General features: G+C 71.0%; 17 protein-coding genes. 7 read left to right on the plus strand and 10 right to left on the minus strand.

What is annotated here, in order from left to right; translation table 11 throughout:
* Positions 1-175: 175 nt before the first annotated feature.
* Both OCT49_RS16685 and OCT49_RS16690 read left to right on the plus strand, forming a co-directional pair.
* Positions 176-1,123, plus strand: a complete 948-nt coding sequence (locus OCT49_RS16685; RefSeq protein ID WP_283852686.1) for an NADP-dependent oxidoreductase — start codon at positions 176-178, stop codon at positions 1,121-1,123.
* 69 nt (positions 1,124-1,192) lie between these two features.
* Positions 1,193-1,444 (plus strand): DUF2630 family protein, encoded by a 252-nt coding sequence (locus tag OCT49_RS16690; RefSeq protein WP_283852687.1) that lies wholly within the window; start codon positions 1,193-1,195, stop codon positions 1,442-1,444.
* 138 nt (positions 1,445-1,582) lie between these two features.
* Here the strand turns inward: OCT49_RS16690 and OCT49_RS16695 are convergent, their stop codons facing one another.
* On the minus strand, positions 1,583-1,984 hold the full coding sequence (locus OCT49_RS16695; RefSeq protein WP_283852688.1) for an RNA-binding S4 domain-containing protein: 402 nt from the start codon (positions 1,982-1,984) through the stop codon (positions 1,583-1,585).
* A gap of 103 nt (positions 1,985-2,087) precedes the next feature.
* The gene (locus tag OCT49_RS16700; protein ID WP_283852689.1) at positions 2,088-3,689 is read right to left on the minus strand and encodes a hypothetical protein; all 1,602 of its coding nucleotides are present in this window, start codon (positions 3,687-3,689) and stop codon (positions 2,088-2,090) included.
* 428 nt (positions 3,690-4,117) lie between these two features.
* Between OCT49_RS16700 and OCT49_RS16705 the strand changes: the two genes are divergently transcribed.
* The gene (locus OCT49_RS16705) at positions 4,118-5,791 is read left to right on the plus strand and encodes a VWA domain-containing protein (RefSeq protein ID WP_283852690.1); all 1,674 of its coding nucleotides are present in this window, start codon (positions 4,118-4,120) and stop codon (positions 5,789-5,791) included.
* On the opposite strand, the gene OCT49_RS16710 is transcribed toward OCT49_RS16705, so the two are convergent.
* Entirely contained in the window at positions 5,725-6,939 is a 1,215-nt protein-coding gene (locus OCT49_RS16710; RefSeq protein WP_283852691.1) for a sensor histidine kinase, read from the minus strand. The two genes, OCT49_RS16705 and OCT49_RS16710, sit on opposite strands and share 67 nt — an antisense overlap.
* A complete protein-coding gene (locus OCT49_RS16715; protein WP_283855820.1) occupies positions 6,936-7,589 on the minus strand; it encodes a response regulator transcription factor in 654 nt (217 codons plus the stop codon). The genes OCT49_RS16710 and OCT49_RS16715 overlap by 4 nt, the downstream gene beginning before the upstream one ends.
* 148 nt (positions 7,590-7,737) lie before the next feature.
* On the opposite strand from OCT49_RS16715, the gene metG reads away from it, so the two are divergent.
* The gene (gene metG / locus OCT49_RS16720) at positions 7,738-9,342 is read left to right on the plus strand and encodes a methionine--tRNA ligase (RefSeq protein ID WP_283852692.1); all 1,605 of its coding nucleotides are present in this window, start codon (positions 7,738-7,740) and stop codon (positions 9,340-9,342) included.
* A 69-nt stretch (positions 9,343-9,411) separates the two neighbouring features.
* Here the strand turns inward: metG and OCT49_RS16725 are convergent, their stop codons facing one another.
* Both OCT49_RS16725 and OCT49_RS16730 read right to left on the minus strand, forming a co-directional pair.
* Positions 9,412-9,993: a Uma2 family endonuclease gene (locus OCT49_RS16725; RefSeq protein ID WP_283852693.1), complete on the minus strand. Its 582-nt coding sequence runs from the start codon at positions 9,991-9,993 to the stop codon at positions 9,412-9,414.
* Between the two features lie 66 nt (positions 9,994-10,059).
* On the minus strand, positions 10,060-10,884 hold the full coding sequence (locus OCT49_RS16730; protein ID WP_502963471.1) for a L,D-transpeptidase family protein: 825 nt from the start codon (positions 10,882-10,884) through the stop codon (positions 10,060-10,062).
* Positions 10,885-11,414: 530 nt separating this feature from the next.
* Between OCT49_RS16730 and OCT49_RS16735 the strand changes: the two genes are divergently transcribed.
* Both OCT49_RS16735 and OCT49_RS16740 read left to right on the plus strand, forming a co-directional pair.
* Positions 11,415-12,590: an amidase domain-containing protein gene (locus OCT49_RS16735; protein ID WP_283852695.1), complete on the plus strand. Its 1,176-nt coding sequence runs from the start codon at positions 11,415-11,417 to the stop codon at positions 12,588-12,590.
* 43 nt (positions 12,591-12,633) lie between these two features.
* Positions 12,634-13,104 carry a hypothetical protein gene (locus tag OCT49_RS16740; RefSeq protein WP_283852696.1) on the plus strand — a complete coding sequence of 157 codons (471 nt, stop codon included), beginning with the start codon at positions 12,634-12,636 and terminating at the stop codon, positions 13,102-13,104.
* Positions 13,105-13,273: 169 nt separating this feature from the next.
* Here OCT49_RS16740 and aspS read toward each other — a convergent pair whose 3' ends face one another.
* Entirely contained in the window at positions 13,274-15,097 is a 1,824-nt protein-coding gene (gene aspS, locus OCT49_RS16745) for an aspartate--tRNA ligase (protein ID WP_283852697.1), read from the minus strand.
* 274 nt (positions 15,098-15,371) lie between these two features.
* On the opposite strand from aspS, the gene OCT49_RS16750 reads away from it, so the two are divergent.
* On the plus strand, positions 15,372-17,528 hold the full coding sequence (locus OCT49_RS16750) for an ATP-binding SpoIIE family protein phosphatase (RefSeq protein WP_283852698.1): 2,157 nt from the start codon (positions 15,372-15,374) through the stop codon (positions 17,526-17,528).
* An 87-nt stretch (positions 17,529-17,615) separates the two neighbouring features.
* On the opposite strand, the gene OCT49_RS16755 is transcribed toward OCT49_RS16750, so the two are convergent.
* The 3 genes from OCT49_RS16755 to OCT49_RS16765 form a co-directional block, all read right to left on the minus strand.
* Complete coding sequence (locus OCT49_RS16755) at positions 17,616-18,761, minus strand: AI-2E family transporter (protein WP_283852699.1); 1,146 nt, start codon at positions 18,759-18,761, stop codon at positions 17,616-17,618.
* Positions 18,762-18,954: 193 nt separating this feature from the next.
* Positions 18,955-19,911, minus strand: coding sequence for a pirin family protein (locus OCT49_RS16760; protein ID WP_283852700.1), 957 nt, complete (start codon positions 19,909-19,911; stop codon positions 18,955-18,957).
* 261 nt (positions 19,912-20,172) lie between these two features.
* Entirely contained in the window at positions 20,173-20,613 is a 441-nt protein-coding gene (locus OCT49_RS16765) for an SseB family protein (protein WP_148836880.1), read from the minus strand.
* Positions 20,614-20,694 lie beyond the last annotated feature (81 nt).

Below are 20,694 nucleotides of genomic sequence, written 5' to 3' on the forward strand. Positions count from 1 at the left end.
GACCGGGGGAGCAGGGCTGACCGTGAAGGCCCGGGAGCGGCCGGGCGGGCTCGACGTGCGGGAGCAGGCGGGCCCGGAACGCGGGTGTGGGCGGGCTCGACGTGCGGGGCCGGGCGGGCCGAAAAACAATGGTTCCCATGACTGCCGGATCGGGGACGACTGAGAGGTCTTCCGCATGCGAGCCATAGCCGTCGACGCGTTCCGGGCCGACCCCGCGCTGGTGGAGATGCCCAAGCCCGAGCCGGGTGCCGGTGAGGTACGGGTCAGGATCGAGTACGCCGCACTCAACCCCTGCGACTGGCAGACCGTGCGGGGCTCCCCCGGGGCCCCCGCCGCCTCCCGCGTCTTCCCCCTGGTCGTCGGCGTGGACTTCGCCGGCCGGGTGGACATGATCGGCCCCGGCGACAACCGCTTCCGGGTCGGCGACCAGGTCTTCGGCCGGATCGCCGGGGCCGCGTCCGGCGGCGGCACGTACTGCGACTACGTGTCCGTGCCGCAGGACTCCGCGATCGCCCTCGTCCCGCCCGGCCTCCCCCTCCGGGCCGCGGCCGCCCTGCCGTCCGCCGGGATGGCCGCCGCCCAGATCCTGGAGGCCGCGGCGCTCCGCGGCCACGAGAGCCTGCTGGTCATCGGGGCCGCGGGCGGCGTCGGCAGCTATCTGACCCAGCTCGCGTCGGCCCGCGACATCCATGTGATCGCCGCCGTGCGCGGCGCCGAGCACGAGCGGATGGCCGCCCTGGGCGCCACCACCACCATCGACGTCACCGACCACCCCCTCGACGAAGCCGTGCGCGAGACCTGCCCGGACGGCGTCGACGCGCTCGTCGACCTGGTCTCCACCACACCGGACGCCTTCGCCGCCCATGCCGCGCGGGTGCGCGACGGCGGCATCGCCCTCACCCCGCACGGCGTCGCCGCCGGGGCCGCCCTGCCCCCGGGCGTGACCGGCGTCGACTTCCGGCTCGAACCCACCCCGGTCCTGCTCGACGTGCTGGCGGCGGGCGCCGCCGAGGGCGTCCTGCGCGTGCCCATCGACATCGAACTCCCGCTGGAGAAGGCCCCGCAGGCCCTCGACCGGAACCGGACGGGCGGCGCACGCGGCAAGACCGTCATCGTGCTCTGAGCCCCTGCCCGGCCCCGACCGCTCCCGTCCCTACCCCCGTCCCCGTACTCCCGTCCCGAAGGAGAGGCCATGGACGACCGGGAACACGACATCATCGACGACATCGGCGATCTCGTCTCCGAGGAACGCGAGCTCCGCGACCGCTCCGTGCGGGAGTCGGGCCTCGGCCCGGACGAGAAGGCCCGGCTGCACGCCGTGGAGGTCCGGCTCGATCAGTGCTGGGACCTGCTGCGACAGCGCCGCGCCCTGCGCGCGTCCGGCGAGGACCCCTCCACCGCAAGGGTCCGGCCGGCCGACGAGGTCGAGGGCTACCAAAGCTGAACGTGGAACCCGGAGGAACGCATTGACCGGAACGGGGGCGGGGGCGGGGCAGAGACCGGAGACCGGAGGGCGGACTCGGGTGCGCGCCCACCCCCTGGCTGCTGAGCGGACCGGGGCGGGCGGCGGCCCGGTCCGCGGTCAGCCCGCGGGGCCGCTGCCCCGCAGCCGTTCCATCTCGCGCCGGTCCCGCTTCGTCGGCCGCCCCGCGCCCCGGTCCCGTACCGGAACCTGGATCGCCACCTCGCGCGGCGGCGGGGGCGGGCTGTTGTCGACGAAGCACTCCACCGCCACCGGCGGACCGACCCGCTTCTTCACGATCTTCGCCACGACCACGATCCGGTCCCGGCCCGCGTGCCGGAGCCGCACCTCGTCGCCGACACGCACCGTCTGGGCGGGCTTGGCGCGCTCACCGGCGACCTTCACATGACCCGCGCGGCAGGCGGCAGTGGCCTGCGAACGGGTCTTCGTCAGCCGGACCGACCAGATCCAGACATCGACCCGAACGCTGCCCTCCGCCTGCGGCGCCTCACCGGAAACCATGGGTCCGACTGTAGTGCGAGTGCGGCGCGCGACGGGGCGGGCCGGATCGTTCGCCGGCCCGCCCCGTCTCCCGTCCCCGGCCCCGGGTTTCAGACCCCCTGCCTCAGCCGAAGCTGCTGATGACGTCGGACATGCTGTAGCCGTACAGCTCGCGCTTGCACACCCCGCACTTGCTCGGCGCGTGCTCGCTCAGCGACCACAGCTTCGGCGCGAAGCCGTCGCCGCGCCCGTGCGCGAGGTAGAGGTCCTCGGGACCGAACGACGACTGCAGGACCTTCGTGTTGCCGACGAGCTGGTCGACCCCGCCGACCGTGCCCGGCGCGGCCTGGAGCAGCCGCCCGTTGTCGTAGCCGTTGCTGCGGTGGAAGTACCACTTGCCCTCGTACCGCATGACGCCCTGGATCTTGTGCCACAGCGCCTCGCCGTTGAACGTGCCGCCGGTCGGCAGCCCGTGGGCCAGGTCGGCGGAGGCGGTCGTGCCGGTGGCGCCCTCGACCGCGGCCACCAGATCGGCCATCGGGTACGTGCCGACCCGGCCGGGGCTCGTGCCGCCGTTGTTGGTGTTGCAGTACTCGCCGAGGACCATGTGGTCGGTGCCGGTGCGGTCCAGCGAGATGTACGAGGCCTTCGGGCGCCCGGTGGCGTAACACTGGTTCTTGCTGGTGCTGCCGCCGTTCTTCGCCGTGGTGAACTTCAGCGTGGCGACCTGCGGCATGACGTAGCGGTAGCCGTAGCCGTACCAGACGTTGTTCTGCCGGCCGACCCTCTTCTTGTCCGTGACGTTGCTGGTCAGGCCGTCCGGCGTGGGGTCGTCGACGTCGGCCTTGTTGTCCGGGTCGAGGTCCATGATCTTGCGCAGGTCGAAGACCCGCATGCCGTTGGCGGTGTCGGCGACGTACAGGTAGTTGCCGTACCAGACCATGCCCCCGGCGTGGATGCCGTTCTGGGCGGCGCAGGAGGAGGTCACCTCGCCGACGCACTTGCCCTCGCGCGCGTGCAGCGCGTCGAAGGAGATGTGGTCCTTGGAGTTCATGTACGGCCAGACCAGCAGCACGTGGCGGTACGTCTTGGTGGCCTGGTTGAAGAAGCTGACCCGGATGCCCTTCTCGTTGCAGGCGTCCCCCGCCGAGCTCAGCAGGCAGTTGTCCTTGCCCGAGAGGTAGTCGCTGCGGCCCGGGTTCTCCGCGTCGTAACTGGCCACGGCGATCGGCTCGGCGTTGGACGTGCCCCAGTCCTCGTCCTCCTGCGCGTCCGACACACCGGTGATGGCCTGCGGGACCCATTCCGAGGAGGTGGCGTCGTCGTTCTTCCAGCAGACGCGGGGGGCGGCGGTCAGGTCGGGTCCGTAGATACCGGTGGTCCCGCAGTCGCTCCCCCAGCCGGCGGGCCGGTTGGCCTGCTCCATCAACGCGGTGAGCCCCTGCTTGGGCAGCCCGGCGTCCAATTTCGCGACAAGACCGGAAATATCATTGCCTTTCGCCAACTTGAAGTCGGCGGCCCGGCCGGGAACGGGGGCTGCGGCGAGCGACTCCCTCGGGACGGCCGGAGCGGTTCCGGTCCCCGTCCCGGCGAAGTCGTCCTGCTCGCCCTCGTGCTCGTTGTCGAAGCCGTCGTCCGGCATGTCCTCGTTGCCCGGTACGGGATCGTCCGCCGCCCGTGCGACGGACGGCCGGGAGTCCGCCGGAACGGCGGTGGCACCGGCCATCGGAGCGAGTACGGAAATCAGTGCGCCGGTCGCGACGGCACAGACCCCAAGGCGTGTTCGACGAGAGGGTTTCCCCATGTGAAGGCCCTTCTTGGCAGTGCTGGCGAATAACGGACAACGGTGCACCTGACTTCACGTCAAGTGCACCGGCCGCTCACGCTAACAAGGCAATTCAGGGCTTTGTCAGCACATTTGAACGGAAACACATCAGGCCCGCACGACATGCGCACACGACCCGGCGGAGACTCGTCCAGGGCCTGGCGGGAAATCGTTCGCCGATCGTTCGCGCATCGGTTTTCCCCAGGGCGGGCCGTGCCGACGAAGAAGGGCCTGATCCGGCCGCTAACCTTACGTATCCGCCCTGGCCAGGGATCAATTCCCACAGGTCGGACATTTATCGCACCCAACTCACGCGAAAGGCCTCGCCCATGGGCATTCGGAGCTTGCTGCGCAAGGTGTTCGGCCGTGACCGCGCGGAGCAGGACGCACCGACGGCCACGGTCCCGCCCCAGACCGAACGCACCGCGCCCGCGGATGCGGAGCCGGTCGCGGAGTCGAAGCCCGCCGCGGAATCCGTCGCGGAACCGGTCACGGAACCGGCGGACGAGCCGGAAGCGGCGACGGCCCCGGTGAGCGACCCCGCCCCGGCCGCCCGGGCCACGATCCCGGCTCCCGCCTCACCCCCCTCCACCGAGAGCGACAGCAGCACCGGCCTGGCCTCGGACCTGGTGGCGGCCGCCTTCGACAAGCCCTCCGCCCGCACGGTCCCGGCCCAGGGCTCGGCCCCGGAGGAGAGGACGGCCGAACCGAAGGCCGAACCCGAACCTGAACCGGTCGCGGAGTCGAAGCCGGAACCGGAACCGGAACCGGAACCCCAGCCGGAATCCCAGCCGAAGCCCGCCGAGGCAGAGGTCACCGAGGCCACCGAGGCCACCGAGCCGAAGGCCACCGAGCCCGAGGCTCCCGTCAAGGCCGAGGTCGAGCCCGAGACCACGCCCGAGCCCGAGCCCGAGGCGACGCCCGTACAGCCCGAGCCGACCCCGGTGGCCGAGACCGCCACCGAAACCACCCGGCCCGAGGTCGAGACCACGCCCGAGCCCGAGGCGAAGCCCGTCGAGCCCGTCGAGCCCGTCGTCGAGTCCGCCCCGGTGGCCGAAACCCCCACCGAACCCGAGCCCTCCGCGGCCAAGCCCGAGCCCGTCGCCACCGAACCCCTCGCGGCCGAACCCGAGCCCGCCACCGAGCCCGCCGGGACCACCGAGCCCGAGGCCCCCACGGCCCCCGAGCCCGCCCCGGCCGCCGAAGCCTCCACCCCCGAGCCCGAACCTGCCCCCGAAACCCCGGCCGCCGAACCCCCCACCCCGGCACCGACCACCGAAACTCCGGTGGCCGAAACCCCGGCCCCCGCCCCCAAGCCCGCCCTCTCCCTCGCCCGGGTCAAGTCGCGCGCCCCCGGCCTCGTCGCCCCGTACAAGGCCGCCCAGGCCGGGCTCAAGGCGCACGGGCTGACCGGGCTGCGCGCCACCGTCTACCTGGTCCTCGACCGCTCCGGCTCCATGCGGCCGTTCTACAAGGACGGCAGCGCCCAGCACCTGGGCGACCGCACCGTGGCGCTCGCCGCGCACCTCGACGAGGACGCGACCGTCCCCGTCGTCTTCTTCTCGACGGAGATCGACGGCACCGCCACCGTCGGGCTCACCGACCACGAGGGCCGGATCGACGAACTGAACGCGGGCCTCGGCCGCCTCGGCCGTACGAACTACCAGGCCGCCGTCGAGGAGGTCGTCGCCCACTACGAGGGCTCCGGGGCCACCGGTCCCGCCCTGGTGATCTTCCAGACGGACGGCCCGCCGGACGCCAAGCAGCCCGCCCGGCAGGCGCTGGCCGACGCGGCCCGGCTGCCGCTGTTCTTCCAGTTCGTCGCGTTCGGCGAGCAGGACGCCAAGGGCTTCGACTTCCTGCGGAAGCTGGACGCCCCGAACGCCGGGTTCTTCCACGCCGGCCCCGCTCCCCGCGAGGTCGCGGACAGCACGTTCTACCGCGAGGTGCTCGCCGCGCTCCCCGCCTGGCTCGCCGACCGCGAGCCGGCGCCCGACGCCTGATCCACCGGCAGTCGTACGGTCACGGCGAGCCCGCCCCCGGGGCCCGGCACCGCCGTGACCGTACCGTCGTGCGCCAGTGCGATGGACCGCACGATCGACAGGCCGAGGCCGGAACCGCGCCCCATCCGGTCCCGGCCCTCGCCCCGCCGGAACGGTTCGAACAGCCCCGGGATGTCCGCCGCGTCCACCACCGGCCCGGTGTTGCGCACCTCCAGCAGCGCCCCGTCGCCGTCCACCGTCAGCGACACGTCCACCGACCCGTCGGGCACGTTGTAGGTGACGGCGTTGGCCAGCAGGTTCGCCACCAGCTGCGCGAGCAGCAGCCGGTTGCCCCGGACCATCGCGCGGGCTCCGGCCCCGACCCGCACCCCCGGATGCCGGGCGGTCTCCTCCGCCACCACGTGCGCCAGGTCCACCGGCTCCCGTTCGCCCTCCGCGAGCCCGCGCTCGCTGCGCGCCAGCACCAGCAGCCCCTCGATGAGCCGCTCGCTGCGCCGGTTGTTGTCCAGGAGCGTCTGCCGGGTCCGTACGAGATCCTCCGGGGACGGGTCGTCCAGCCCGATCTGGATCGCGGCCCGCTGGGTGGCGAGCGGGGTCCGCAGCTCGTGGGAGGCGTTGGCGATGAACCTCCGCTGGCTGTCGAACGCCTTCTCCAGCCGGGCCAGCAACGCGTCGAGCGTGTCGCCCAGCTCCTTCAGCTCGTCGTCCGGGCCGCTGGACGCGATCCGCTCGTGCAGATTGTGCTCGGAGAGCCGCCGCGCCTTCGCGGTCATGGCGTGCACCGGGCGCAGCACCCGCCCCGCCGTCCACCAGCCCACGCCGACCGCGCACGCCGTCATGACGAGCAGCGAGGCCACGGACCACACGAGCAGCTGGTCCCCGGCCGCGTCGCTGACGTTGTCGGTGAGGTCGTAGACGGTGGGCGGGCCGAGACGGCGCCGGGTGATCAGCGGACCGTTCACCGCGTAGCCGGGCTGGACCACGACCGCGGTGCGGGCGATGTCACGCGCCCGGGAGTCCGTGCCGGCCCGGGAGGCCAGGTTGACGGTGGTGAGCAGCGCCGCGCCCAGGATCAGGAACACCCCGCCGTACACCAGCGCGATACGGGCCCGGATCCTGGAGTGCGGCGCCCCCGAGAGCCACTTCACAGCGCGTACCCCACACCCTGCACCGTACGGATCACGGCCGGTTCCCCGAGCTTCCCGCGCAGCTTGCTCATGCAGACGCGGACCGCGCCGGTGAACGGGTCGGCGTTGGCGTCCCAGGCCCGTTCCAGCAGCTCCTCCGCGCTGACTGCCCCGCCGTCGGCCTCCATCAGCAGCTGGAGCACCGAGAACTCCTTCGGCGAGAGGTCCAGCTCCCGCCCCTCCCGGGAGGCGGTGCGCCGCACGGTGTCGAGCCGGATGCCGTGCCGTTCCAGCTGCGGCGGCACGGGGCGGGCGCTGCGGCGGCGCAGCGCCCGTACCCGCGACACCAGCTCGGGGAACTCGAACGGCTTGCCCAGGTAGTCGTCGGCGCCGAGGTCGAGCCCGGCGACCCGGTCCTCCATGGAACCGGCGGCGGTGAGCATCAGGATCCTGGTCCGGGAGCCGGAGGCGACGAGCCGCCGCGCCACGTCGTCGCCGTGCACCCGCGGCAGATCGCGGTCGAGGACGACGACGTCGTAGTCGTGCAGCCCCAGGTAGGCGAGGGCGGCGTCACCGCTGTACACCGTGTCGACGGCGAAACCCGCGCGCCGCAGCCCGGTGGCGACCAGCTCCGCCAGGATCTCCTCGTCCTCGGCGACCAGTACCCGCATCGTGATGTCCCCTGCCTCGTGCATGCGCGTCCACTCCCTCCCAGGATGCGTCTTTGCTACGGGAAGGCATGTTTCGCAAAGGTCTCCGCACCCGTGACCGGGTTTATCGGTGTGAATCGATCTCCCGCAGGCCGTTAGGATTTCGACCATGGCGGCCACTGGATCCGAGAAGCAGGGGGCGACGGCGTACTACGTCTCGACTCCCATCTACTACGTCAACGACGCTCCTCACCTGGGCCACGCCTACACGACCGTCGCAGGCGACGTGCTCACGCGCTGGCACCGCCAGCGCGGCGAGAAGGTGTGGTACCTCACCGGCACGGACGAGCACGGTCAGAAGATCATGCGCACTGCCGAGGCGAACGGCGTCACCCCGCAGGAGTGGTGCGACAAGCTCGTGGAGGAGGCGTGGAAGCCCCTCTGGGAGCACCTGGGCATCGCGAACGACGACTTCATCCGTACGACGGAGAAGCGCCACACCGACCGGGTGCAGGAGTTCGTGCAGGACCTGTACGACAAGGGTGAGATCTACAAGGGCGGCTACGAGGGCCCGTACTGCGTGGGCTGCGAGGAGTACAAGCTCCCCGGCGATCTGATCGAGGACGAGGACGGCGTCAAGCTGTGCCCGATCCACAAGAAGCCGGTGGAGATCCTCAAGGAGGAGAACTACTTCTTCAAGCTGAGCTCCTACGGCCCGAAGCTGATGGAGTTCTACGCGAACAACCCTGACTTCATCCAGCCCGAGTCCGCCCGCAACGAGGTCGTGAACTTCGTCAAGCAGGGCCTCCAGGACCTCTCCATCTCCCGTTCGACCTTCGACTGGGGCGTCCCCGTGCCGTGGGACGAGAAGCACGTCATCTACGTGTGGGTCGACGCCCTGCTGAACTACGCCACGGCGGTCGGCTACGGCTCCGACCAGGCCAAGTTCGACGGAACCTTCCCCGCGAACGTGCACCTGGTCGGCAAGGACATCCTCCGCTTCCACGCGGTGATCTGGCCCGCGATGCTGATGGCGCAGGGCCTGCCGCTGCCCGGCAGGGTCGCGGCCAACGGCTGGCTGATGGTCGGCGGCGAGAAGATGTCGAAGTCGAACCTGACGGGCATCAAGCCGCAGGACCTGACCTCGCACTTCGGCGTGGACGCCTACCGCTGGTACTTCCTGCGCGCCATCGCGTTCGGCAGCGACGGCTCGTTCTCCTGGGAGGACTTCTCCGCCCGCTACACCTCCGAGCTGGCCAACGACTACGGCAACCTCGCCTCCCGCGTCGCCGCCATGGTCGGCAAGTACTTCGACGGGGCGCTCCCGGAGGCCACCGCAGCGGGCGACGCCGAGAAGGCGGTCCAGGAGGGGCTGGCGAAGGCCGTCGCCACCGCCGACCGGAAGATCGGCGAGGAGCTGGACTTCCAGGCCGGCATCCTGGCGATCTTCGACTTCGTGAAGCAGGTCAACGGCTACATCACGGAGCAGGAGCCCTGGAAGGTCGCCAAGGACGACTCCCCCGAGGGCCGGGCCCGCCTCGCGACGATCCTCTACACGGCCGCCGAGTCGCTGCGCGGTGTCGCGGTCCTGCTGAACGCCGTGATGCCGGAGACCTCGCAGAAGCTGTGGGACTCCCTCGGCGCCGAGTCGTCCCTGGGCGCGCTGGCCGACCAGCGCGTGCAGGACGCCGGCACCTGGGGCCGTCTCCCGGCGGGCGCGACGGTGACGAAGGGCGCGGTGCTCTTCCCCCGCCTGGAGGAGAAGCCCGCGTAAGCGGCCCCGCACGCACGACGAAGGGCCGGCCCCCGCAGGTGCGGGGGCCGGCCCTTTCGGGTGTCCGGGTCAGCGGGCCCAGCTCTTCAAGGGTTCGGTGTCCAGCTCGATGCCCACCGGGTCGGGCAGCTCGACGGTCTTCCCGTAGGGCACGGTCACCACCTGCTCGTACCGCACCCCGTCGGGCTGCGAGTGCACCTTGACCTCACAGGTGTCGCGGTCGATGAGCAGGTAGACGGGAATGCCGGTCTCGGCGTACGCGCGCGGCTTCTCGACCCGGTCCCGGCGGTCGGTGTCCTCGTCGTACGAGGTGACCTCGACGACCATCAGGACACCGGCGGGGTCGGCCCATTCGCCCTGGCCGACGAAGGTGTCGAGCGGAGCGAGCACTCCATCCGGACGAGCGTTGCCCCTGCGGTACGTCTCGATGCGCAGCCCCTGCCCGGCAAAGAGCCAATTGCCCGGCCCCGACTGCATACAGATCTGCGTCAGCCAGGCAATGATCCGCCCGTGGTCCCCGTCCGGCACTGCCTTGACCCCCATTTTCCCGTTCACGAACTCCAGACGCAGCGCTTCTTCCGCGCGTATGGCGTGGCGGGCGAGGTCCTCGAAGACCTCCTGGGTCAGCACACTCTCCTCAACCACGGCCATCACTGCCTCCTGAAGGGAAACGGGTCATGTCCAGCGTACGGGCCCGCCTCCCGGCCCGTTCCCGGTTCACCGCTCCAGGGCCTCCGCGTCGCCCATCACGACGACGGGCTTCTTCGCCGGGTCGAGGCTGCTCAGGAGTTCCCGCATCCGGTCCTCGGGGAGCGAGATGCAGCCCTGGGTCGGGCCGCCGTGGTCGACGTGGATCCAGATGCCGCCGCCGCGCTCCTGGCCGAGCGGACGCTCCGGGTCCAGGGGGGTGACGCCGGGGACGCGGTTGTAGTCGACGGCGACGACGTAGTCGAAGGACCCTTCGAGCGACTCGCCCTCGAACCCCTCGCCGCTCACCGAGAACAACGGGTCCTGGTGGTAGGGGAACGCCGTCTCGGGCGGATCGAGCAGGCCGCCCCCGTACGTCAGCCCATAGACGCCGACCGGGGAACGGAGGTCGCCCTCCCGGTGTTCGTCGGTCCAGCCGTTCAGGGCGTTGTGGGCCGGCCAGCGGGACGTGACGGGCTGCCAGCCGAGAGCCGGGTTGTCGCGGCTGTAGAGGACCGCGCTGGACCGGCTGGAGTCGTAGTCCTCCCCGGTGACGACGAGCACCTGCTTGGCGTCCGCCGGGATCGAGGCCCGGGTTCTCGGCCCCAGCGCGGGGATCTCGCGCGGCCGGACGATCGGCGCGCGCGGCCCGGGGGCGGCCCGTTTCCGTACCCCGTCGCCCTGCGGGCCCGCGACACCGCTGGACGCCGTGGCACTCGCCCCGGCGGCGGGGCCGTCGGGGGCGGCGGCGGTGTCGGAGGAGTTGCCGCAGGCCGTGAGCAGCAGCAACGCGGCAGCACAGGCGCCGAGGTGGACGGCGTACGGGGGACGCCGGACGGCCGACGGTCGGTACACGGACACGGGAACTCCTCAGCGGTCGGTCATGGGTGGGGGACAGCCCCGGCGGCCTCCCCGTCACGCCTCGTGCTGCCGAACCCAGTTAACGTCGCGTCGCACGAGCGCGAATCCGCACGAGGGCCATACGGCTGTACCGGCCGCCGTTTCCGCGCGCCGAAGGGTCCTCCGGCGGTCGCTTGCGTGTAGGTTCCCGGGCCTTTCCGTTCCACAAAGGGCCGGAGGCTCGCCCAGCACCGGGTCGAGGAGCGTGGCCTCCCCGACGGAGAACCATCCGAGGTGGCAGGTGCTCAGCGCGCCACGGGGCAGTCGTGTGCGGGTGCGGACGCCACCCTCGCCAGCATGCCCACGCCCACCACCCCCGAGGTCACAATGATTGCTAAAGCAACTTCATGCCCCTCGCTCGATCCCCGGAAAGTCTTATCAGGCAACCTCAGCACCAATTTCGGACAGATCATCCGCAGGCGCCGAACATTTCCTCATGCCAATGCATCCTTGATCACGACCAGTCATCAAGCTTTGGGGGAAGCATGCGCATGCATACGTCACACAGACGCATCCTCGTCCCGGCATTGACCACAGCGCTGCTGTCCGTCGGCACCGTCGCGGCGGCGGATGCTGCGGCCCGCCCCTCGACACCACCGGATTCAGACCGTCTCTCCCGGTTGGCCGAGCGCTACTTGCAGCAGCGCGCCGATGCGGTGACGACGAACCCGGTGCGGTTGCGTCCGGCTGACGTCCTGTCGGCGGCCACGGGGCCGATGAGGGCAGAACTGCAGCACGACCTCGCCGCGCTGGCCCGAAAAGGAAACACCTACAAGAAGGCCGACGGAGGTTACACGCACGCCGAGGTCGACGTGACCGTGCTCGGCACGACAATCCACGGGAGCTCCGCGACCTCACGCATCATCGAGAACGGCCGTCTCCGTCTGCCGTTCACCGCGGCCGAGGTCGCCGACGGGGCTCCGGAGTACGAGGAGTACTCGGTCCCCCACACGCTGACGTTCACCCGGGACACGTCCGGTGCATGGCTGCTGGCAAAGGACAGGGCGGAGGTCGATGGCGGGCCCGTGCCGAGCACTCAGATCGCCGACCCCGTCGACGCCCCGGCTCCGGATTCGGAGAACGAAGGCGACAAGGGCACGCCCTCCGCGACAACCGAACCGCCCAGTGGCTCGGTCGATCCGAGAATCGTCCCTGCCGCCAAGGCTTCCGCGACCGCCTCGTACAACTACAGCGCCATGGTGCGCTACGCCAACAAGTACTGGAAGAAGCCGAACAGCAACTACCGCACCTACGGGAACGACTGCACGAATTTCATCTCCCAGGTGATGCGGGCCGGCGGCTGGAAGGCGACCTCCGGTAGCTTCGCCAGCCGCAAGAACAACAAGAAGTGGTTCTACGCAAGCCACACCTGGACCACCAGCTATACGTGGGCCGGCGCCGAGAACTGGTACTGGTTCGCGGTGAAACACTCGAAACGGACCAAGTCACTCGACAACGTCTGGAAGCTCGTTTCCGCCGATGTGCTCCAGGCCAACTGGAAGCCCCGGAAGGACGACATCATCGATCACACCATGGTCGTCACCAAACTCTACAAAGGCACTCCATACCTCACGTATCACACGGGAAACACCCACAACAAGAGCCTTCGCAAGCTGCTCGCCGACCACCCGAACGCTGCCTGGTACGCGCACCGGACCTGAAGACCCCGCCTGGCATCCAGGCCGAATCACTTGTGAGGGACACATGAACAGGCGCTACTTCGCCGGAGTCGCCCTCGCCGCGCTGCTCGGCGTGGCCGGGTGCAGCGGTGACGGCTCCGAGCCGAAGACGAGCGGTGACCGCGAGACGGTCGAGGCGTACATCACCGCACTCAACGAACGTGACACGGACGCCCTGTTGAAGCTGGACGGTGCGACCGGCCCGGCTGCCGAACGGGACGCCGGGAAGATCATCGAGGAAAAAGGCGGCCGCGGCCTCAAGGTCGAGGACATCCGTATCGACTACGACTTCGGCCCCGACGTCGGGTCCGCGAAAATCACCGCCAAGGACAGCAAGGGCGCCGACTACCGCGAGAGTCTCACCATCACCCGCGATGACGGAAGGTGGTACCTCACCGTTCTGCCGGCGCCGACGCAGGAGCAAGGGGGAAAGAAGCCGGCCGGAACGAGTGAGCCGACCGACGGCACCGGCCCCTCGAAGTCCATGTCCGGCTGACCCCGGCACCCACGAGGAGGCGTGGACGCGTTCTCCGGACCTTCCCGGAGTCGGCAGGGATCTCAGTCGGTGGTCACGACCCGGGACAGCCCGCCTGAACGGTGAAACAGCCCCCGGCCGAGGGGGCCGGGGGCTGTTTCACGTGGAACCGAAACGGAACCGGTGATGCTTACTTGGCGCCGGTGTCCCGCGCCACGGAGTCCTTGGGGTCCGCCTTGCCCTTCGCCGTCGCGGCGGCGGCCGGCTTGCGGAGCTGGATGTTCAGCTCGCGCAGGCGGGACTCGTCCAGCTCCGTCGGGGCGCCCATCATCAGGTCCTGGGCGTTGCCGTTGAGCGGGAAGGCGATGGTCTCGCGGATGTTGGGCTCGTCGGCCAGCAGCATCACGATGCGGTCGACGCCCGGGGCGATGCCACCGTGCGGCGGGGCGCCGAGGCGGAAGGCGCGGAGCATGCCCGCGAACTCCTGCTCGACGGTCTCGCGGTCGTAACCGGCGATCTCGAACGCCTTGAGCATGACCTCGGGCTCGTGGTTCCGGATGGCGCCGGAGGACAGCTCGATGCCGTTGCAGACGATGTCGTACTGCCAGGCGAGGATGTCCAGCGGGTCCTTCTCCTCCAGGTCCTTCATGCCGCCCTGGGGCATCGAGAAGGGGTTGTGGGAGAAGTCGATCTTGCCGGTGTCCTCGTCCTTCTCGTACATCGGGAAGTCGACGATCCAGCAGAACCGGAAGACGTCCTCCTCGAAGTGGCCGGCGCGCTTGGCGGCCTCGACGCGGACGGCGGACATGATCTTGGAGACCTCGTCGAACTCGCCCGCGCCGAAGAACACGGCGTGACCGGGGACGAGGGACAGCCGCTCGGTGAGGGTCTTGACGTCGGTCTCGGTGAGGAACTTGGCGATCGGACCGGCCAGCGTGCCGTCCTCGCCGACGCGGACCCAGGCCAGGCCCTTGGCGCCGTGCTGGACGGCGTAGTCGCCGAGGCCGTCGAAGAACTTGCGGGACTGGCCGGCGGTGTCCGGGACCGGCAGGGCGCGGACGTGCTTGCCGGCGAACGCCTTGAACTCCGAGTCGGCGAAGACGTCGGAGATGTCGACCAGCTCCAGCTTGGCGCGCAGGTCGGGCTTGTCGTTGCCGTACTTCAGCATCGACTCGCGGAACGGGATGCGCGGGAACGGCGAGGTGACGTGGCGGCCGTTGCCGAACTCCTCGAAGAGCTCGGTCATCAGCTTCTCGATCGGCTGGAAGACGTCTTCCTGCTCCACGAACGACATCTCGACGTCGAGCTGGTAGAACTCGCCGGGCGAGCGGTCCGCGCGGGCGTCCTCGTCGCGGAAGCACGGCGCGATCTGGAAGTAGCGGTCGAAGCCGGAGATCATCAGCAGCTGCTTGAACTGCTGCGGGGCCTGCGGCAGGGCGTAGAACTTGCCCGGGTTCAGCCGGGACGGGACGACGAAGTCACGGGCGCCCTCGGGAGAGGTCGCGGTGAGGATCGGGGTCGCCATCTCGTTGAAGCCGAGCGCCACCATCTTGGAGCGGATGGCGGCGATGACGGCCGAGCGCAGCATGATGTTGCGGTGCATGCGCTCGCGGCGCAGGTCGAGGAAGCGGTACTCCAGGCGCCGCTCCTCGTTGACCCCGTCCTCGGTGTTGATCGTGAAGGGCAGCGGGGCGGCCTCGCCCAGCACCTCGACCTCGGTGACCTCGATCTCGATCTCACCGGTCGGGAGCTCGGGGTTGACGTTGTCGGCACCGCGCGCGGAGACCTTGCCGTCGATCCGTACGACGGTCTCCTTGGTGAGCTTCGCCAGCGCCTCGTTGCCGGGGGTGCCGGGGCGGGCCACGAGCTGCACCAGACCGTAGTGGTCGCGCAGATCGATGAAGAGGATGCCGCCCAGGTCTCGGCGATTGTGCAGCCAGCCGCTCAGCCGGACGTCGGTGCCGACGTCAGAGGCGCGGAGCTCGCCGCAGGTGTGGGACCTGTACCGATGCATCGTCGTTCATCCAGTCTTCGCGATTCGGGGTGGATTCAGCCTCCCCAGGCTACCGCCCGCACCCGCACCGGTTCATTGACATTGTCATGGTCAAGATCGTCCGGGGCAGTACGGGCCGCCCGAAGGCCGCCCAGAGGCCGTGCGGACCGGCCCCGCACCGGCCTCCGGACCGGCCTCCGGACCACCTCCGCGGCCGCCCCGCGATCCTCCGCGGCCGGCCCCGGGCGGCCGCCCACAGTGGCGTTCGAGGAGCAGATCTTCTTAAAGTGGGGCAATGCGCACCGAGGACGTCCTGGCCGCGACGGCGACCGGCCTGTGGCGCTGGGACAGCGGAACCGGGACCGTCACGCTCGATGCGGAGGCCGCCCGGCTGCTCGACCTGCCCGAGGCGGCCGGTGTCTTCCGCGAGTCCGCGGTGCGTTCCCGCTTCCACCCCGTGGACTGGAACGAGATCCACGGCCTGGTGGGCCTCGCGTTCGCCGAGGGCACCCTCGCCGAGGCCCGGCTGCGGATCGTGGACGACCGGGGCAGGGTGCTGCGCACCGTGCGCAGCCGTTCCCGGCCGATCCTGCCCGAGGAGGCGGACGGCACGCACCACGTGCTGGTCGGCACCCTCCAGGAGGTCACCGAACCGCAGCCCGGCACCACCGGAACGCCCACCCCCGTCCCCGGCGACTGGCGCCGCTCCCGCGAGGCGTTCCTGCTGGACGCGGGCCGGGCGCTGGCCGAGGCCCGGTCCACCGCGGAGGTGCTGCGGGTCGCCGCCTCGCTCTCCATGCCCGGGTTCTCGCCGGACGGCCTGGCGGTCTTCGGCGTCACGGGCGACCGGCTGACGATCACCGGGCACCACGGGCACAGCGTGGACGACGAGGACCCGTTCAACGACATGCCGCTGGAGACGGACTACCCGGCCGCCGAGGTGGTACGGACGGGGCGGGCGATCTACCTGTCCTCGCCGGAGGAGTACCGCCGCCGCTACCCGGTCACCTGGCCGCTCGCCAGCCGGTTCGGGCGCCGGTCCTGGGCCTTCCTGCCGCTGATCGTGGCGGGGCGCACCATGGGTGCCTGGATGGCGGGGTTCCGGCACCCGGTGTCGTTCTCGCCGGACGAACGGTCCGTGCTGACGACCGTGGCCCGGATGCTCGCGCAGGCGCTGGCCCGTGCCGGGGTCGCCGAGACCGAGCGGGAGCTGTCGCTGGGGCTCCAGCGCTCGATGATGCCCTCCCTCGGCCCGGAGATCCCGGGCATGACGGTCGCCGCCCGCTACATCCCGACCGGCGGCGGACTCCAGGTCGGCGGCGACTGGTACGACATGATCCCGCTGCCGAACGGCCGCATCGCCCTGGTCATCGGTGACGTCCAGGGCCACGACGTGCGGGCCGCCGGGCTGATGGGGCAGCTGCGGATCGCCCTGCGCGCGTACGCCGCCGAGGGGCACCGGCCGGACGCGGTGCTCTCCCGGGCCTCGCGCTTCCTGTCCGGGCTCACGGACGCGTACGAGGACGGGGAGGCGATCGGGCCGCGCTTCGCGACCTGCCTGTACGCGGAGGTCGACCCGGAGACCGGCACCCTGGACATCGCCCGGGCCGGGCACCCCGACCCCGTGGTGACGACCGCCGACGGAACCGCGGTGATCCGCCGCACCGAGGGCGGGCTGCCGCTCGGCGTCGAGGCGGACGCCGACTACCCGACGAGCCGGCTCACCCTGGAACCCGGCGAAACGATCATGCTCTGCACGGACGGGCTGATCGAGACCGGCGGCCACGACATGTTCTCCGGCTGGTTGCGGCTGCGGCCGATCATGGAGCGGCACACGGCCGACCTGGAGAAGCTCGCCGACGCCCTCCTCCAGGTCGTGCACGGGCCGGCCGCGCGCTACCTGACGGGCCCTCTGGCGGACCGCCGGGAGGACGACATCGCGTTGCTGCTGCTGCGGCGCGACGAGGGAGCGGCCCGGCAGACGGCGCCCCGGCGCACCGCGCTGACCATCGCGCAGGCCGAGCCGGAGCGGATCGCGGCGGCCCGGCAGCAGCTGCGGGAGCTGCTGCACGACTGGGCGGACCCGGAGCAGGTCGACGCCGCCGTGCTGATGATCTCCGAGATGGCCACCAACGTCCTCGTCCACACGGACGGGGACGCGCTGGTGGTCGCGCAGGCCACGGGGGAGCAGGGCGAGCGGCGGCTGCGGGTGGAGGTGGCCGACGGCAGCGACGAACTGCCGCACAAGCGGCGGCCCGGCGAGATGGCCTCCAGCGGCCGGGGGCTGGTCCTGATGGAGATGCTCGCCGACACGTGGGGGGTCGATCCGCGGGGCGCGGGGAAGTCGATCTGGTTCGAGCTGCACGAAGCGAAACCGGAAGGGACGACGGAGACAGAGACAGAAGGAGGGACGGAGACCGAGGGGGCGGCGGAACCCGTACCCGAGAACTGAGCCGGCCCCACCGGCTCCGGGACTCCCGACCGGACTCCCGGGCTCCTCCCTGACTCCCGACGCCCCCGGCCGGGCAGGGCCCCGACCTCAACCGACGGACGGACCACCGGGCAGGGCCCCGCCCCCGGAAGTCCCGTCCCCCGGCGGCCCGCCCCCGGAAGTCCCGTCCTTCCCCGGAGCGCCCGACGGCGGCCCCGGGCGGTCACCGCGCAGCTCGCCGATGACGCCGAAGGCCGCCGCGCAGACCGGGACCGCGAGCAGCATGCCCAGCAGCCCGGCCACACTGGCCCCCGCGGTGATCGCGATCATGACCATGGCGGGATGCATCTGGACCGTACGGCTCTGGATCACCGGCTGCAGCACGTGCCCCTCCAGCACCTGCACGGCGAGCACCACCCCCAGCGCCCAGAGCGCGATCACCAGCCCCCGGTCGGCGAGCGCGACCAGGACCGCGACGGCGCCGGAGATGAAGGCCCCGAGGTAGGGGATGTAGGCGCCGACGAAGACCAGTGCCCCCAGCCCCACCGCGCCGGGCACCTGCAGGATCAGCAGGCCGACGGTGATGCACACGGCGTCGATCAGCGCGATGAACGTGGTGCCGCGCATGAAGCCCTCGACGGCCTCGAAGGCCCGCCGCCCCATGGCCTCGATCAGGTCCCCCGTGCCGCGCGGCGCGATCGTGTGGGCGAGGCTCGCGGCCCGGTCGGAGTCGCGCAGGAAGAAGAAGGTCAGCAGGAGGGCGAGCACACTGGTGGCGACGAGCGAGCCGACCAGGCTGAGCCCGGAGAGGATGCCGCCGGCCGCGCTCGCGCCGAACTTCTCGACGATCTTCCGGGCGTTGGCCACGAGGTCGTCCGCGTCGGTGTTCTCGCCGATGCCGAAGTGGTCGATGACCCACTGACCGGCGTCCTTCAGCGACCGGACGATCTGGTCGCCGGTGTCCACGAGCGCGGTGACGACGATGTACCCGGCGCCGCCGACCACCGCGACGAGCAGGACGCAGGTGAGGCCCGCCGACAGCGAACGCTTCAGACCGGCGGCGGTCAGCCGGCGGTCGACCGGGCCGAGCAGCGCCGTACCGAGCAGCGCGAGCAGCACCGGCGTGACCGCCGTCTTGAGGATGATGCACAGCCAGATGACGACTGCGGCGACCCCGGTGACGAGCAGGGCGACGACGCACCAGGCGGCCGTGCGCCGTGCCGCGTCGGGCAGAAGGGGTTTGTCGGTCTGCACCCTCCCAGCCGACCACGGCGCGGGGGCCGTGTCCCGCCTGCGGAGCCGTACGGGTGGCGGGCCGTCACACGCCGGTGCCGGGCGCCCCCGTCGAGGACGCCCGGCACCGCGGACCGTGGGCCGGACCCGTCACCCGGCCCGACGGCCCCTCACTCGTCACGAATCACCGACCACCGACTGCGAACCACGGACCTCACATGCCGTGGACGGCGGGCACCGTGCCGAGGCGGCCGGCCTGGAAGTCCTCGAACGCCTGCTTCAGCTCGGCCTGGCTGTTCATCACGAACGGCCCGTAGTGCGCCATCGGCTCGCGGATCGGCCGGCCGCCGAGCAGCACGACCTCCAGGTCCGGGGTGTTGCCGTCCTGCTGCTCGTCCGCGCGGACGGTCAGCGAGGAGCCGGCGCCGAAGACCGCCGTCTGCCCCATGTGCACGGGGCGGCGCTCCGCACCGACACTGCCGCGGCCCGCCATCACGTACGCGAGTCCGTTGAAGTCCTCGCGCCACGGCAGGGTCACCTCGGCGCCGGGGCGCACGGTGGCGTGGATCATCGTGATCGGGGTGTGGGTGATGCCGGGGCCCTCGTGCCCGTCGAGCTCACCGGCGATGACGCGGAGCAGCGCGCCGCCGTCCGGGGAGGTGAGGAGCTGGACCTGGCCCCCGCGGATGTCCTGGTAGCGGGGGGCCATCATCTTGTCGGCCCGGGGCAGGTTCACCCAGAGCTGGAGGCCGTGGAAGAGGCCGCCCGACATCACGAGGGACTCCGGCGGGGCCTCGATGTGCAGGAGGCCGGAGCCCGCGGTCATCCACTGGGTGTCGCCGTTGCGGATGGTGCCGCCGCCGCCGTTGGAGTCCTGGTGGACGAAGGTCCCGTCGATCAGGTACGTGACGGTCTCGAAGCCGCGGTGCGGGTGCCAGGGCGTTCCCTTCGGCTCGCCGGCCGCGTACTCCACCTCGCCCATCTGGTCCATCATGATGAACGGGTCGAGGTACTTGTAGTTGATCCCGGCGAACGCACGGCGAACCGGGAAGCCCTCGCCCTCGAACCCGCTCGGCGCCGTGGTGACGGCGAGCACGGGACGGGCCGTGGCGTCGCCCGGGGCGACCACCTTGGGCAGGGTCAGCGGGTTTTCGACAGTCACTGCGGGCATGGGAGCCACCTCCGGCTTGGTCTTCCCCCAATTTAGTTGAACAGTGAACATCTTGCAAGGCCCCATCCATTCCCGCACCGCCCCGCGCACGACGAGAAGGGCCTGTACCGATCGGTACAGGCCCTGTTTTTCGGCGATTCCACTCGGCTGCCGACCGCACTCCCGCGACGCCTCAGCCGTACACGCAACACGCCAGCCGCACGCGCGGCGCCCCGTCAGCCGCACGCGCGGCGCCCCGTCAGCCGCACGCGCGGCGGCGCGTCAGCCGTACATGCGGCGCATCGCGAAGTCGACCATCTGCTCCACGGCCTTCGCGTCGAAGACCATGCGGTGCTCGCCCTCCATGTCGAGGACGAAGCCGTAGCCGGTCGGCAGCAGGTCGATCACCTCGGCGCCGGTGATCACGAAGTACTTGGACTCCTTGCCCGCGTACCGCCGCAGCTCCTTGAGCGTGGTGAACATCGGGATCACCGGCTGCTGGGTGTTGTGCAGCGCCAGGAACCCGGGATTGTCGCCGCGCGGGCAGTAGACCTTCGACGTCGCGAAGATCTGCTGGAAGTCCTCGGCGGACAGCGAGCCGGTCGTGAAGGCACGCACCGCGTCCCCCAGGGACGGCGGCGAGGGCTCCGGATACAGCGGCTGCTCGCCGTAGCCGCCACCCATCTGCTGCTGTGCGCCCGGGTTCTGGTCGTAGCCGTACATGCCGCAAAGAGTAATCGGACACATCGGGGCCTTGAGGGGTTGCGTCTTATTACTGACGGGTAGCATCATCGTAGAGGTCAG

It is taken from the genome of Streptomyces sp. ML-6 (genome assembly GCF_030116705.1).
In the GTDB taxonomy this organism is placed as follows: domain Bacteria; phylum Actinomycetota; class Actinomycetes; order Streptomycetales; family Streptomycetaceae; genus Streptomyces.